Annotated in this window: 12 protein-coding genes; 7 read left to right on the top strand and 5 right to left on the bottom strand. The window is 61.5% G+C overall.

The features are described from left to right. The first annotated feature begins 181 nt into the window (after positions 1-181). A complete protein-coding gene (locus tag AB6803_RS30035) occupies positions 182-1,045 on the top strand; it encodes a helix-turn-helix domain-containing protein (protein WP_371112300.1) in 864 nt (287 codons plus the stop codon). A gap of 142 nt (positions 1,046-1,187) precedes the next feature. After that, positions 1,188-2,108, top strand: a complete 921-nt coding sequence (locus AB6803_RS30030; RefSeq protein ID WP_371112299.1) for a YncE family protein — start codon at positions 1,188-1,190, stop codon at positions 2,106-2,108. A 48-nt stretch (positions 2,109-2,156) separates the two neighbouring features. Here the strand turns inward: AB6803_RS30030 and AB6803_RS30025 are convergent, their stop codons facing one another. Next, on the bottom strand, positions 2,157-2,612 hold the full coding sequence (locus AB6803_RS30025; protein WP_007699234.1) for a MarR family winged helix-turn-helix transcriptional regulator: 456 nt from the start codon (positions 2,610-2,612) through the stop codon (positions 2,157-2,159). A gap of 74 nt (positions 2,613-2,686) precedes the next feature. On the opposite strand from AB6803_RS30025, the gene AB6803_RS30020 reads away from it, so the two are divergent. Further along, positions 2,687-3,844 (top strand): FAD-dependent oxidoreductase, encoded by a 1,158-nt coding sequence (locus AB6803_RS30020; protein WP_371112298.1) that lies wholly within the window; start codon positions 2,687-2,689, stop codon positions 3,842-3,844. Between the two features lie 88 nt (positions 3,845-3,932). Here the strand turns inward: AB6803_RS30020 and AB6803_RS30015 are convergent, their stop codons facing one another. Further along, positions 3,933-5,519, bottom strand: a complete 1,587-nt coding sequence (locus AB6803_RS30015; RefSeq protein ID WP_371112297.1) for an aldehyde dehydrogenase (NADP(+)) — start codon at positions 5,517-5,519, stop codon at positions 3,933-3,935. A 266-nt stretch (positions 5,520-5,785) separates the two neighbouring features. Between AB6803_RS30015 and AB6803_RS30010 the strand changes: the two genes are divergently transcribed. Further along, the gene (locus tag AB6803_RS30010) at positions 5,786-7,297 is read left to right on the top strand and encodes a mechanosensitive ion channel family protein (RefSeq protein ID WP_371112296.1); all 1,512 of its coding nucleotides are present in this window, start codon (positions 5,786-5,788) and stop codon (positions 7,295-7,297) included. Between the two features lie 11 nt (positions 7,298-7,308). Here the strand turns inward: AB6803_RS30010 and AB6803_RS30005 are convergent, their stop codons facing one another. After that, positions 7,309-7,929 (bottom strand): NAD(P)H-dependent oxidoreductase, encoded by a 621-nt coding sequence (locus AB6803_RS30005; RefSeq protein ID WP_371112295.1) that lies wholly within the window; start codon positions 7,927-7,929, stop codon positions 7,309-7,311. A 79-nt stretch (positions 7,930-8,008) separates the two neighbouring features. Here AB6803_RS30005 and AB6803_RS30000 point away from each other — a divergent pair, with 79 nt between their 5' ends. After that, positions 8,009-8,626 (top strand): TetR/AcrR family transcriptional regulator, encoded by a 618-nt coding sequence (locus tag AB6803_RS30000; protein ID WP_371112294.1) that lies wholly within the window; start codon positions 8,009-8,011, stop codon positions 8,624-8,626. Positions 8,627-8,644: 18 nt separating this feature from the next. Here AB6803_RS30000 and AB6803_RS29995 read toward each other — a convergent pair whose 3' ends face one another. Then, on the bottom strand, positions 8,645-10,174 hold the full coding sequence (locus tag AB6803_RS29995; protein WP_371112293.1) for a S10 family peptidase: 1,530 nt from the start codon (positions 10,172-10,174) through the stop codon (positions 8,645-8,647). Positions 10,175-10,387: 213 nt separating this feature from the next. Here AB6803_RS29995 and AB6803_RS29990 point away from each other — a divergent pair, with 213 nt between their 5' ends. Beyond that, entirely contained in the window at positions 10,388-11,119 is a 732-nt protein-coding gene (locus tag AB6803_RS29990; protein WP_371112292.1) for a dienelactone hydrolase family protein, read from the top strand. Between the two features lie 88 nt (positions 11,120-11,207). Here AB6803_RS29990 and AB6803_RS29985 read toward each other — a convergent pair whose 3' ends face one another. Continuing rightward, positions 11,208-11,894, bottom strand: coding sequence for a cysteine hydrolase family protein (locus tag AB6803_RS29985; protein WP_371112291.1), 687 nt, complete (start codon positions 11,892-11,894; stop codon positions 11,208-11,210). 220 nt (positions 11,895-12,114) lie between these two features. On the opposite strand from AB6803_RS29985, the gene AB6803_RS29980 reads away from it, so the two are divergent. Then, complete coding sequence (locus tag AB6803_RS29980; protein WP_371112349.1) at positions 12,115-13,005, top strand: amino acid ABC transporter substrate-binding protein; 891 nt, start codon at positions 12,115-12,117, stop codon at positions 13,003-13,005. The last annotated feature ends 222 nt before the right edge of the window (positions 13,006-13,227 follow it).

The following is a 13,227-nucleotide window of genomic DNA, read 5'->3' as shown; positions in this document are numbered from 1 at the left end:
GGTCCGATTTCGATTGGCGCTGGCGCAATTTCTATATTAGCAATGGTATATTTATATCATATTTTAACGCGACTAACTGCTTTCGCACCGCACTATCTAGGATAGTGGCGCGAAAATTGGTAATCGTAACTGGCATTGGTCCCGGAGGGGCCGGCTGTTGTGAGGCTGGGGCGTAGCAACGATGCGTGATACCGCAGGGTCCGAAGACTATTTCAGGCTGAGCGCGCCGGTGCGTCCGCTTCGCGCTATCCTCTGCAAAAACGGCATTGACCTCGACTGTCCCGAGGCGCCTGCCTTCGTACTTGAATTACAGCGTCACGAGCCGGCGATGCATCAGGTCAAGCTTGGCGAATACGTCATTCCGATCATCCCCTTTCCTCACGGCATGATCGCGCTTGCCCGCCTGATCCTCGACCCGCCTGCGGAGACGAATGACAAGGAGACCATCAGCCTCTATCTGTCACGCCACAGCTTCGATCGGATCATCGAACTCTCGCTCGCACCCGGCTGCGCTGGCGGCGATGCCGTCCTCGAAAACCTGTTGTCCCGCCTGATCCCGGCCGTCGAACATCCGGATAAGACAAGCTCTTTGCTCATCGATCCCATCGGCAGGGCGTTCAACGCACATATCGCGGAGCGCTATGGTCGCGCGCCGATGGCGCGATCCGCTGTTATCGGCGGCTTGACGCCATGGCAGTTGCGACGTGCCCGCGATACGATCAATGCCCGGCTGGATCGGGATGTGTCCCTCGCGCAGCTTGCCAGCAATTGCGGCCTTTCCACCAGCCATTTCGCCCGCGCCTTTGCCCGCAGCACCGGCATCCCGCCGCATCGCTGGCTGATGCAGCGCCGCGTCGATCGCGCCAAGGAGCTGATGCGCAAGGGAACGCCGCTTGCTGAGATCGCATTGATGTGCGGCTTCTCCGATCAGAGCCATTTGACGCGCGTCTTCTCGCAATCTGTCGGCCTCACGCCGGGGCGCTGGCGGGAATCGCAGATGCCGACCGCGTTCGACATGACAGCGATCGCATTGGGCGAAGCATGACCCGCGACATCTCGGCGCTTGATCTTCGCTGCATCGCAGCAGATCCTCAATAAGACCACGAAGACGAATGATGCTGTCATCAAGCGATGTCATCATCGCGCTGCTGTGATCCGCAGATCCGCCCCTTTGAAAGGATGCTCTCATGTCTGAAGCAGAAGCACGGACGCCTGCCACCTCCCCCGAAAACACCGAACGGCTGTTCTTCCTCGACATCAATGACGGCCGAATTCTTTCCTCCGCCATCGACGGTACCGACCTCCAACTGATCAACCAGCGACCGGGCCGCAGCCCGGACGGCATTCTCGTCGACAGCGAAAACGGTTGGCTCTACTGGACGGAAATGGGCACGGACTACAATGCCCATGACGGCTCGATCGAGCGCATCGATCTCGACGGCAGCAACCATGTGACGCTGATCCCGCCTGGCAGTACGCTGGTAACGCCGAAGCAGATCCAGATCGATTACGGCAACGGCAAGCTCTACTGGTGCGATCGTGAAGGCATGCGTGTCATGCGCGCCAACATCGACGGCTCCGACATTGAAACCCTCGTGCAGAACGGCGACAGCCCGGAAGACAGCGCCGATATCGAACGCTGGTGCGTCGGCATCGCGCTCGACCTGCCGCTCGGGCAGATCTACTGGACGCAGAAAGGTCCACCGGACGCCGGCCTCGGCCGCATCTTCCGCGCCGGCATCAATATCCCGAAAGGCGAGACGGCAACGAGCCGCAGCGATATAGAAGTCCTGCTCGACAAGCTGCCGGAGCCGATCGACCTCGAACTCGATCTCGCCACCCACACCATCTACTGGACCGACCGCGGTAATCTTCCACGCGGGAATACCGTCAACCGCGCCGAGATGGACGATCTCGCGGCAACCTCCGAAGTCGTCCTCGAGGGCCTCGACGAAGGCATCGGCCTGTCGCTGGACCTCCCCAACAACCGCATGTTCTTCACGGACATCGGCGGCAATCTCTATTCGGCCAGCCTCGATGGCTCAGGCGAACGCGAGCTGCTGCATCATGCGGGCTCGTTCACGGGGATTGTCTACGCGGAAATCTGACCAACCGGCGACGCCAAACCCATACCGTAGGCACGCAAAGAAGCGTGCCTACGACACATCTTCTTCCAAGATCATCCGCTCCAGGTTCCGATTAAGTCGCCGCATCAATTGCAGCAGCATTTGAACCTCGTCGTCGTTGAATCCCGCCAGAACCATCTCCCGTCCCTCGTCCAAAGCATCGCGGGCTGCGGGAAGCTTCGCGAGGGCCGCCTCGGTCAATGACACGAGGCTGCTGCGCCCATCCGCCGGGTCTGGCGTGCGCCGGATCAAACCATCGCGCTCCATGCGGGCCAACATCTGCGCCATCGACGGCTGCTCGATCTTGGCGAACTTCGCCAATTCCTTCTGAGACATCCGCGCTCCATTCCGAAGCAGGTAGAGCACCGGCAGCTGACCGATGTTGAAGCCCAACGCCTTCACTCGACGCTCGCCGAGCCGCGCAAAGCTGCGCGACGCCATGTTGATGAGCGGCGCCGGATTCTCGAACAAGTCCCAATCGGTCATATTTTCGTCACTTGTATAGGTACCTATGCTGATTTGTATAGGTACCTATCTACAGAAAGAAGAGAATCTTGTCCATGACATCTTATCCCCGTATCGCCATCATCGGCGCAGGCCCCGCCGGCCTGACACTCGCCCGCATTCTCCACCAGGGCGGAGTGAAAACCACCGTCTTCGAACGCGAGGAGCACGCACTCGCTCGGCCGCAGGGTGGAACGCTCGACTTGCACGTCGAATCCGGCCAGCTGGCGCTGCGCCACGCCGGCCTCTACGAAGAATTCCTGCAGATCGCGCGCTACGAAGATCAGGGGAGCCGGCTCTATGACAAGAACGGTACGCTGCTGTTTGCCGATGACGAGGCCGACGAATCCGACAGGCCTGAAGTGGACCGCACGGCGCTGCGCGAGATCCTGCTCGCCTCCCTGCCGGCGGACATCATCCGCTGGAACCACGACCTGCGCGAGGTATGTCCTCGGGACGACGGCGCCTACGACCTGTTCTTCGAACACGGAACGGCTGGCCCCTTTGATCTCGTCGTCGGTGCCGATGGCAGCTGGTCCAAGGTAAGGCCGCTGGTCTCCCACTACCGCCCGCAATATAGCGGCATCAGCTTCATCGAATTCGGCATCGACGACGTCGACGCCAGCCATCCCGAGCTCGCTGCCCTTGTCGGCCGTGGCAAGATCAGTGTCGAGGCTGACGGCAGAGGCATGATCGTGCAACGCAACGGCAATGCCCACATCAGGGGCTACGCGATTTTCCGCGTGCCCGCCGACTGGGCCAACAAAGCCTTTGACTTTGCGTCGCCGGCGTCAGCCCGCGCACAGCTGGCCGCGGAATTCGAAGGCTGGGCGCCGAAGATCCTCGCCCTCATCCACGCAAGCAATGACCATATCGTCTCGCGGCCGATCTATGCGCTGCCGGTCGGGCATCGCTGGCAGAACCGTATCGGAATAACGCTTCTGGGCGACGCCGCGCATGTGATGTCGCCCTTCGGTGGAGAAGGCGTGAACGCGGCTATGCTGGATGCGGCCGAACTTGGCCGTCAGCTTCTGGAAAACGACGACTGGAGAAATGCCGTCAGAGCCTATGAAGCAGAGATGTTCGAACGCGTCATGGAGCCAGCAGAACATGCGGCGGAGGCAGTCGCCACCGAACTATCCCATCTCGGAGCGGAGCTATCGCTCCAGCACTATAAGGCGCATCTCGAAGCCCGCCACAGCACAGCGGCATAACATCAACTGGAAGCAGAAAACGGGCCAAAATGGCCCGTTTCCAAAGGGTGGCAATCTCCTCAATCGCTATTAGATATTGAGGTCTCGCTCAATTGCCCTTGCGGATGCCATCCAGCAGATGCGGCAACCCCTTGACCTCCTCATCCCGCAATTCCACCGGCAGCAAGCCGTCCGGAATATCCTGATAGGACACCGGGCGCAGGAAGCGGCGAATGGCAAGGGTGCCGACCGAAGTGGTGCGGCTGTCCGATGTCGCCGGGAACGGGCCGCCATGCACCATCGCGTGGCTGACTTCGACGCCGGTCGGCCAGCCATTGGCGAGGATGCGTCCGGCCTTGCGCTCCAGCACCGGCAGCAGCTTGACGGCAATGGCATGGTCGCCCGCATCGAGCTGCAATGTCGCGGTGAGCTGGCCTTCCAGCTTTTCGGCAACCGCGATCATCTGGTCGATATCCTTGCAGCGCACCAGCAGGCTCGCAGCGCCGAAGACCTCGTGACCGAGCCGCTCATCGGCAAGGAACTGCTTGACATCGGTTTCGAAGAAGATGCCGGGGCTACGGTTGACGCCCTCGGCAGGCGCGCCGTGAGCAACGATCTTTACTGCCTCATGGCCGGCTAAAGCCGCAACACCATTGTCGAAAGCGGCATGGATGCCGGGCGTTAGCATCGGCGCCGGGGCACGGCCGGTAAGCGCCGCGCTGGCGGCATCGACGAAACGGTCGAGATCGGGGCCGTCGATGGCGAAGACCAGGCCGGGATTTGTGCAGAACTGGCCGGCGCCGAGCGTCAGCGAATCGATGAAACCGCTGCCGATCGCCTCTGCGCGGGCGGCAAGCGCTGCCGGAAACAGGAAGACCGGATTGACGCTGCTCATCTCGGCATAGACCGGGATCGGCTCTGGCCTTGCGGCTGCGATCGCGCCGAGCGCTAGGCCACCGCCACGAGAGCCGGTGAAACCAACAGCCTTGATGCGCGGATCACGCACCAGTGCTGCGCCAGTCTCGTTGGCGCCGGTCAGCAGCGAGAAGGTGCCTTCCGGCAGGCCACAGGCGACAACGGCCGCGCGGATGGCACGGCCGACCAGCTCGCCGGTGCCCGGATGGGCGAGATGGCCCTTGACGACGACGGGGCAGCCGGCCGCCAGCGCCGAAGCCGTATCACCGCCGGCAACCGAGAAGGCGAGCGGAAAATTGCTGGCGCCGAAGACGGCGACGGGGCCGAGCGCGATCTGGCGCAGGCGCAGATCCGGGCGCGGCAACGGCTTGCGTTCCGGCAGAGCCGGGTCGACGCGCAGGTCGAGCCATTCGCCGGAACGAACCACTTGCGCGAACAGGCGGAGCTGGCCGACGGTGCGAGCGCGCTCGCCCTGCAGGCGGGCGACCGGCAGGCCGGTCTCTTCCGTGGCGCGCTCGATCAGCGCATCGCCGATCTCCATGATCTTGTCGGCGATGGTCTCGAGAAACGTCGCCCGGGCTTCGGGCGTGGTAGCGCGATAGGTGTCGAACGCCTGGCCAGCAAGCTCACAGGCGCGGGCCACCTCCGCTTCGCTGGCAATGGCGAAGGCAGGCTCGAGATTTCCGCCGGTCGCCGGGTTGATGGCGCGCGCGGACTTGTTTTTACCGGTCGACTCCGCGCCAATCAGCAGATCGCCGCTAATCACAAAAGACTGTGTCATGGGTATTCCTTGATGATGCCGGGGCGCTGGGAGGTGCGCCCGTCAGGAGCAGATAGCAGGATGAAATGACAGATGTAAGATGATAATCGTCATCTAAATATCAAGTCTTATCCCGAGGATAAGACGATGACGACCTTATGCGCCGGCCCTGCCCGAGGATCAAGGCTGAAGGGGCGGGAAAACGAGCACACCATCCTATATGGTATTGCGGCAGCGTTCGTGCCAATTTACCGGTCATCCGAACGACCGATTGCGGCCAAGTCCTCATGTCCATTGCGCTTCTCGCCGATCCCATCGTCCAGTTCTGCATCCTGGTGGTCATCGGCACATTCGTCAGCCGCTTCCTGCTTCGCCACCGGCGCGCCGGCCGACTGATCGGGCAGATCGCCTTTTTTGTCAGCCTCACCGCGCTTCTACTCTACCACGGCATCGTGCCCTATGAGCAGAGCTCGCCTGAGGGCACGGTGACATTGCGTGTCTTCACCGGCTTCGCCAAGATCGTCTGGTGGCTCAACGCCGCCTGGGTGCTGGTCGCCTTCGTCCGGCTGTTCCTGATCTTCGAGCGCAAGCCGCGCGAAGGCCGGCTGCTGCAGGATGTGGTCGTCGGCATCATCTATCTCGGCGCCATTCTCTCCGTCGTCGCCGATGTCTTTAGCGTTCCCATCGGCACGCTGATCGCCACTTCCGGCGTCTTCGCCATCATTCTCGGCCTGGCGCTGCAAAGCACCTTGAGCGATGTCTTCTCCGGCCTGGCGCTCAATCTCGGCCGGCCCTATTCCATCGGCGATTGGGTGGTGCTCGACAACGATATCCAGGGCCGCGTCGTCGAAACCAACTGGCGGGCCACGCATCTGCTCAACGGCACCAACGACCTCGTCGTCATTCCGAACAGCACCCTTGCCAAGACGCGGATCACCAATCTCTCCAGCCCTGACGAGAGCCACGGCGTCACCATCACCGTGCGTGTCCAGCCGACCACGCAGCCGAACGTCATCGCCGAGGTGATGCGCAACGTGCTGATCAGCTGCAACACGATCCAGAAGACGCCCGAGCCCAGTGTGATGGTCAATTCGATCGACGCGCAGGCCGTGGAGCTGCAACTGACCTTCCGCATCCGCGACATATCGCAGACCACCGCCGCCAAGAACGAAATCTACGATCTCATCTACCGTCATTCGAAAGCCGGCGGCCTGAAGCTTGCCGGCCCTCCCGGTGCGATCATCATGCCGCCGGAAGAGCGAGCCGAGGCGGCGGCGAGCGTCGCCCAGCATCCGGGTACGCCCTGGCGGCTGCTCAACAATATTCCGCTGTTCTCGTCGCTGACCGAAGACGAAAAGGAACACCTCGCATCGCATATGCAGCGCCATACCTATCGCAAGGACACCGTCATCGCCGAGCAGGGAACCCGGCTGCGGGCGTTGACGATCGTGCGCTCCGGCGTCGTCAGCATCACCCGCAAAGAGGCTCAGCGGCAAATCGAACTGACACGACTTGCCCCCGGCGACTATTTCGGCGAAGGCGGTCTGCTGATGGATGCCAATGAAGTCGGCACGATCCGGGCACTGACCTTCGTCGTGACCTACGAGATCGGCGAGGATTGCCTGGCGCCGCTGCTGCGCGACCGACCTTCCCTCGCCGAAGAGCTAGGCGCCATCCTCTCAAAGCGTGTCGAAGCCGAGCATCACCTCTTCGGCGCCAGCGACATGCTGGTCAACGGCGCTCCCATCAGCTCGCTGAGCGCCCGCATCAAGCATCTGTTTCAGATACAGCACGATTAGCCGCTACCCGTTCACGCAGCGTCCGCCGTCTCTTGTCGCTCAGGTGCATGAAAGAGATTGCGGCCGATGGCGATCGCCGCCTTCAGATGAGATGCCACATCCTGCGGCTCCGATCCGAGCAGAAGCTCTGATGTAACAACGCGCGCGCCGCAGTAGCCGAAGATCCCGTGGTCGATCTGCGTCTTCATCGCGCCGAAATAGCCGTGCCGCGCATAGGTGCGCAGACTGGCACCGCCGATGGCGACCAGATGAACCTTGAGATGGCGAAGCCTCTTCTCCGATTTTCCGTCCGGATCTTCATCATAGGCCCAGCCATTGGTGAACACCCGATCGATCCATCCCTTGAGAAGCCCCGGTATCGACCACCAGTAGACGGGATAGACCAGCACGAGGGCATCGGCTCGATCGATCCTCGCCTGTTCTGCGGCGACATCAGCGGCGGGCGGCGCCTGCCTCAGATGGAGAGCGATATCGGCTGCGGTGAATCGCGGATCGAAAGCCTCCGCCGCGAGATCGGCGATTTCGGAGGTGTCGCCTTCTCGGGACAGGGACATGCTCTCGGCAATATGTGCCGCGACACTATGGCTGAGTGACCTCTGATCGGGATGCGCGACAACGATAAGCGCGTGCATGGCAAAAGCTCCTGCGAACGGATTGCGGGTTGGGAGAACATCTTATATACTTTTAGTAAGTTACTTTTGGTATATAGTGATGTCAAGCACCGAAGATCTGGAACAGGCTTCCAACTCGCCACCGCGCCGCCGGTTGACGAGAGAGGAGCGGCATCGCCAGCTTCTGGCCGTCGCATGGCAGGTGATCCGCGACGAGGGTACGGAAGCGCTGACGCTCGGCCGCCTTGCCGAGCGGGCCAACATCACCAAACCTGTGGTCTACGATCATTTCAGCACGCGCCCGGGCCTGCTGGCGGCCCTTTACCAGGATTTCGACGCGCGGCAGACGACAGCCATGGACGCTGCACTTCAGGCAAGCGAGCCGACCCTGACCGACAGGGCATCGGTCATCGCCGCCGCCTATGTCGATTGCGTGCTGCTTCAGGGGCGTGAAATACCCGGCGTAATCGCGGCACTGGCTGGCTCACCCGAGCTCGAAAAGATCAAACGCGACTATGAGACCGTGTTCATCGAGAAATGCCGGATCGCCCTCTCCCCGTTTGCAAAGGCCGGCACCATCGCTTCCGCCGGTCTGTGGGCCATGCTCGGTGCGGCCGAAGCGCTATCCTATGCCGCGGCGACCGGGGATATTACCGCTGAGGAAGCACAGGCCGAACTCTTCGAAACCATCGTCGGCATGGTTGCCAGGAACGTCTGACAGCGGCATGCATCCGCTCTAATTCGACTGCGCCGCGGGCGGCGTTGCCGGCTTCGCCGTGAAGAATGCCTCAGCATCCGCGGTGAACTGCTCGCGCGACGTCGGCCGCGTGTAGAACATATGCCCGCCGCGATAGAGCTTCAGCGCCACGCGGTCGGCAAAGGCCGGCGGCATGTGATCGAGCACGTATTTGTTGACGCCGAAGGGAATGATGATGTCGCTATAGCCCTGTGCCACCAGCAGCCGGGAGGATGGCACCAGCGACAACATTTCCTTGATATCGTCCGTCGCGCTGGCACTCAGCCGCGAACCGCCTTTACGGCCGCCCCAGTTCCATTGCTCGTTCACGGAATTCGACAACAGCGTATAGGTCATGTCGGTATGGAAGCCGAGTTCGTCGCGCGCATAGCTCGAAAAAGCGCCGCCATAAGCACGCACAAAACCATCCAGGATCGGATCGCCGCCATGCTCGGCATCCGACTGGGGATAGGGATCGGGCGCCAGGAACGAGGCGTCGTACATACTGGCAACATCCGCGCCGGCGCCATCGGAGTGTTTCTGATAGACGCCGCCCAGAAAGCCCTGGTTCCGAGCAACGACATCTTCGGGGATACCCGTCAGCTTGGCCACGCGCCCATAGAAGGCGCGGCCTGCATCGCCGGTCGGCGGCGGGCCTGCCAGCGCCGGAAGATATTCGTTCAGCGCAAATGTCTCGGCGTCTTTCACCCCCTGCTCGCTAAAGGCATTTTGCCGCTCCAGTTCGGCGGCCGCCAGCGACGGCAATCCGAGCGCCGCGCCGAACGCCAGATCATTCGCCCCAAAGACGAGCCGTCCCTCGATCAGCGGCGACAGCATGACGATGCCGGAAAGCAGGATACCCTGCTCCCGCCGCAGGCTGGTGGCGACCTTTGCCGAACGGAACCCTCCATAGCTCTCGCCGAGAATATATTTCGGCGAAGAGGCCCGCCCGTTGTGGGCGACATAAAGCGCAACCGCCTTGGCGAGGCTGTCGGCATCCGCACGCACATCGTAGAAGTCATTGGCGTCGTCCGGCTTGACCGTCCGGCTCCAGCCGGTGCCGATCGGGTCGATCAGGACGAGATCGGTGAAATTCAACCAGCTCCTGGGATTGTCGACCAGCTTGGCATTGGCGCCGTCGCGGGCGTCGGGACCAAAATCGAGAATACGCGGGCCGACCAGGCCAAGGCTCAGGAAGGCTGAGGCCGCCCCCGGCCCGCCATTAAAGACGAAGGTGATCGGCCTGTTGGCATCCCGATCCTTGGCGACATAGGCGGTATAGAAGATCGCAGCCGTGCGCGCGCCATCCTGGCCGAAAAGATCAAGCGTTCCGGCCGTCGCCGTATAGGGAATGCTCTTGCCATCGGCATTGAGCAGATGCTCGCTGACCGCATCAGCCGGCAACAGGGAAAGAACGCTGCCGCCACCCCCGCCGCCAGTGTGGCCCTGCTCCGGCGGTGCGGCAAAGGCGAGCGTCGAGACAAGGGAAAAGACCAGCGCAAGGCCCGGAACCATCTGACGAAAAGACATGGGAATGCATCCTCCATCGGCCCCGCGCATCGACGCCGTCGTCCGGGATACTATTCCACCGATGGCAAAAGCGGGAACTCAAGAGATGTTGATCGCCGATCTCTCCGCCGCATCCCTTTAAAAGGCAAATGCCGTTGAGCGCCTGCCGGCCATTTGCCAAAGTGCCGGCTTGGGGGAACGACCATTCGAACCAGGACCGCAAGGGATTTGACGATGAAACAGGATATTGAGATCAATACAGACGATGGCGTCGCGAAAGCCTCGCTCTTCCGCCCCGACAATGGTGCCTCCGCTGAGCGCGGTGTCATTCTCTACATGGATGCCATGGGCCCGCGCCCATCGCTTTATGGCATGGCGCAGCGGCTTGCCAATTCCGGCTATACCGTGCTTCTGCCCGATCTCTTCTATCGCTTCGGCGATTATGGCCCCTTCAATGGCAACGCTTTCGGCGACCCGGCCTCGCGCGAAGCGATCATGACGATGCTACGCGGCACGACGCAAGACATGACCAAGCGCGATAGCGCCGCCTTCCTCGACGCGCTAACGGCGGCCGGCGCCGAAGGCCCGGTCGGCACCGTCGGCTATTGCATGGGCGGCGGCCGCGCACTCACTGCGGCTGCCATCTATACCGACCGCATCGCGGCCGCCGCAAGCTTCCATGGCGGCAATCTCGCCAGCGACGCCGAAGACAGCCCGCATCGTCTTGCCGCCGACATCAAGGCGCGCGTCTATGTCGGCGTGGCCGGCGTCGACAACAGTTTCCCCCCGGAACAATCCGCCCGCCTCGCCGAGGCGCTCCGCGTTGGCGGCGTCGATCATATCATCGAGAACTACGTCGGCATGGCCCACGGCTGGACCGTCCCCGACCACGGCGTCTACGACGAAACGGGCGCTGAACGGCATTGGAAACGCCTGCTGAATTTGTTCGGCGAAACCCTGTCCTGAAAGATCTGTCCGCTGCAAACGAAAACACCCCACTTCCGAACGCGAGAGTGGGGTGTGTTATGAATTTACCGGCAAACTAGGCGAGCGACTAGAACTTGATCATATCGATCCGGGTCAGCGTCGTCTTCTGCGAGACGCCGGGCGCATTGACCATGTGCCAGGCCACATATTGCTCCGCGTAAAGCTCGGTCGAAGACATGCCATCCACGGGCAGGATGATGTTCATGCCGTTCAGCGCCGCATCGGTAGCAGTATCGAGAACCGCGCCTTCCGACGCAGTCCCTGTGACGATGACTGTCTGGATGCCCTTGTCGGCGAGGATATTGCGAAGATTGGTGCCGATGAATTTATCCGGACCGGATTTCACGATCGGATCGCTTGCCAGCGGCGCAAGATCCGTTGCGATGTCCTGCGGCTCACCCTTGCCTGCGAGGCTATAGACGACGAACACGTTCTTGGCGCGCGCCTCGTCCAGCATCGCCTTGACCTTCGGCACGGAGGCAAGGCAGCGCGGCTTGGTATTCTTGTTGCACGGCCCCTTGGTCGGATCCTGCGCACCATTGAAATCAAGGATCAGCAGCGCCGTCGTCTTCAAATCGACCGTCACCGGCTTCAGCTCCGGCGCCGCCGGCGGTTTCACCGTCTGCCAGTCGTCGATGATGGTCTGGGCGGAAGCCACTGAAGCGCCAAAGGGGCTCAGGACCGCGCTAAGCGCCATCAAACCAATGCCGAAAGCAAAGCCCGAATTCCGCATCACACCGCCGATATCTCTCATGACGTCCCTCTCTCCAAGTCCCAAGGTCGCATTGGCCTGATCATGCACCCTGGATTAAGTGAAAACGCGCGGGATGATAACGAAACTCTTCGTGATCCCTAAGATACGCAAGCTTGCCGCGAAATTTTCCGAAAACAATCCACCGTTGACAAATGTCGGGCAGGCCATAATCTCCCCTCAAGCGCTTGCAATCGCCACCATTCTTTCGGAGATGAAGATCATGCTGGCGAAATGTATCGGACGGTTGGTTCTGGCAGGCCTCGCCCTTGGCCTTGCAGCGCATAACGCTGCCGCCGCGCAAACGCTCGACCTTATCGCGCAGAAAGGAACCATCCGGATCGGCTATATCACCGACGAGGCCCCCTTCTCGTTCAAGAAGAAGGACGGCAATCCGGCGGGATATACCATCGATCTCTGCGGCAAGATCGCCGATGCGGTCGCCCGCAAGCTTCCGCAGGTGAAGCGAAATTATATCGAAATCACTCTGGCCGACGGCTTCGACGCGGTGAAAAGCGGCCAGATCGATCTTCTTTGCGGCGCCGTCACCATCAATCTTGCCAGGCGTGAAAGCGTCGACTTCTCCCAGCCGATCTTCCTGACCGGCGCGAGCGCGCTGCTGCGCAAGGATTCGCCCGAATACCTGCAGATCCTCTTCCTCGACAAACGCCCGACCCGGGCCACGGATACGAAATCGCCTTCGGCAAGCATCATCGGCGTCCGCGCGGACACCACCACGGGCGCAACGCTGCGTGAGGCCCTCGGCCCCGATGTCCCGCAAACCCGCGTCGTCGATTTCCCCAACCATCAGGATGGGCTGTATGCGCTCGAAAACCACAAGATCGACGCCTATTTCGCCGACCGCGCCCTCCTTATCAGCCTTGCCGCGCATGCGCGCGCGCCCTCGGCGCTGGCGATCGGCAACCGCCTGTTCACACATGAGCCCTATGGGATCGCGCTACGGCGCGACGATTCCACCTTCCGCCTCCTCGTGGATCAGACGCTTACCGAATTTTACCAGTCCGATGATTTTCCGAAGCTGTTGAAGACCTATTTCGGAGATGAAGGACCGGTTCTGCGCAGCGAGATCATGACGCAGTCCGTTCCGGAGTAAGGCCGGACCCACTGGTTTTGCTGCGAACACTTGCATTTCCGATTTCATCAAACGTCAAGAAACCCGCTGGTTTTACCCGGCGGGCCTTGTTCGGATGATTATGTGATCTTTTTGGGAGCGATGTGGCTTTGGCACTGCGGATTGACATTAGACGTCAAGAGCCTGGCGGGGCGGGTGTTTATGTATTGCTGGGGATGTTTGAAGTTTGGTTGCGGGGGCAGG

The sequence above is a fragment of the Rhizobium sp. RCC_161_2 genome, from assembly GCF_041355235.1.
In the GTDB taxonomy this organism is placed as follows: domain Bacteria; phylum Pseudomonadota; class Alphaproteobacteria; order Rhizobiales; family Rhizobiaceae; genus Rhizobium.
The sequence above is the reverse complement of the archived record's forward strand: the minus strand, read 5'-3'. Positions and strand labels throughout refer to the sequence as shown.

Coding starts and splice junctions, on each gene's coding strand:
- AB6803_RS30035 (WP_371112300.1), top strand. CDS start 182: ATGCGTGATACCGCAGGGTCCGAAGACTATTTCAGGCTGAGCGCGCCG.
- AB6803_RS30030 (WP_371112299.1), top strand. CDS start 1,188: ATGTCTGAAGCAGAAGCACGGACGCCTGCCACCTCCCCCGAAAACACC.
- AB6803_RS30025 (WP_007699234.1), bottom strand. CDS start 2,612: ATGACCGATTGGGACTTGTTCGAGAATCCGGCGCCGCTCATCAACATG.
- AB6803_RS30020 (WP_371112298.1), top strand. CDS start 2,687: ATGACATCTTATCCCCGTATCGCCATCATCGGCGCAGGCCCCGCCGGC.
- AB6803_RS30015 (WP_371112297.1), bottom strand. CDS start 5,519: ATGACACAGTCTTTTGTGATTAGCGGCGATCTGCTGATTGGCGCGGAG.
- AB6803_RS30010 (WP_371112296.1), top strand. CDS start 5,786: ATGTCCATTGCGCTTCTCGCCGATCCCATCGTCCAGTTCTGCATCCTG.
- AB6803_RS30005 (WP_371112295.1), bottom strand. CDS start 7,929: ATGCACGCGCTTATCGTTGTCGCGCATCCCGATCAGAGGTCACTCAGC.
- AB6803_RS30000 (WP_371112294.1), top strand. CDS start 8,009: ATGTCAAGCACCGAAGATCTGGAACAGGCTTCCAACTCGCCACCGCGC.
- AB6803_RS29995 (WP_371112293.1), bottom strand. CDS start 10,174: ATGTCTTTTCGTCAGATGGTTCCGGGCCTTGCGCTGGTCTTTTCCCTT.
- AB6803_RS29990 (WP_371112292.1), top strand. CDS start 10,388: ATGAAACAGGATATTGAGATCAATACAGACGATGGCGTCGCGAAAGCC.
- AB6803_RS29985 (WP_371112291.1), bottom strand. CDS start 11,894: ATGAGAGATATCGGCGGTGTGATGCGGAATTCGGGCTTTGCTTTCGGC.
- AB6803_RS29980 (WP_371112349.1), top strand. CDS start 12,115: ATGCTGGCGAAATGTATCGGACGGTTGGTTCTGGCAGGCCTCGCCCTT.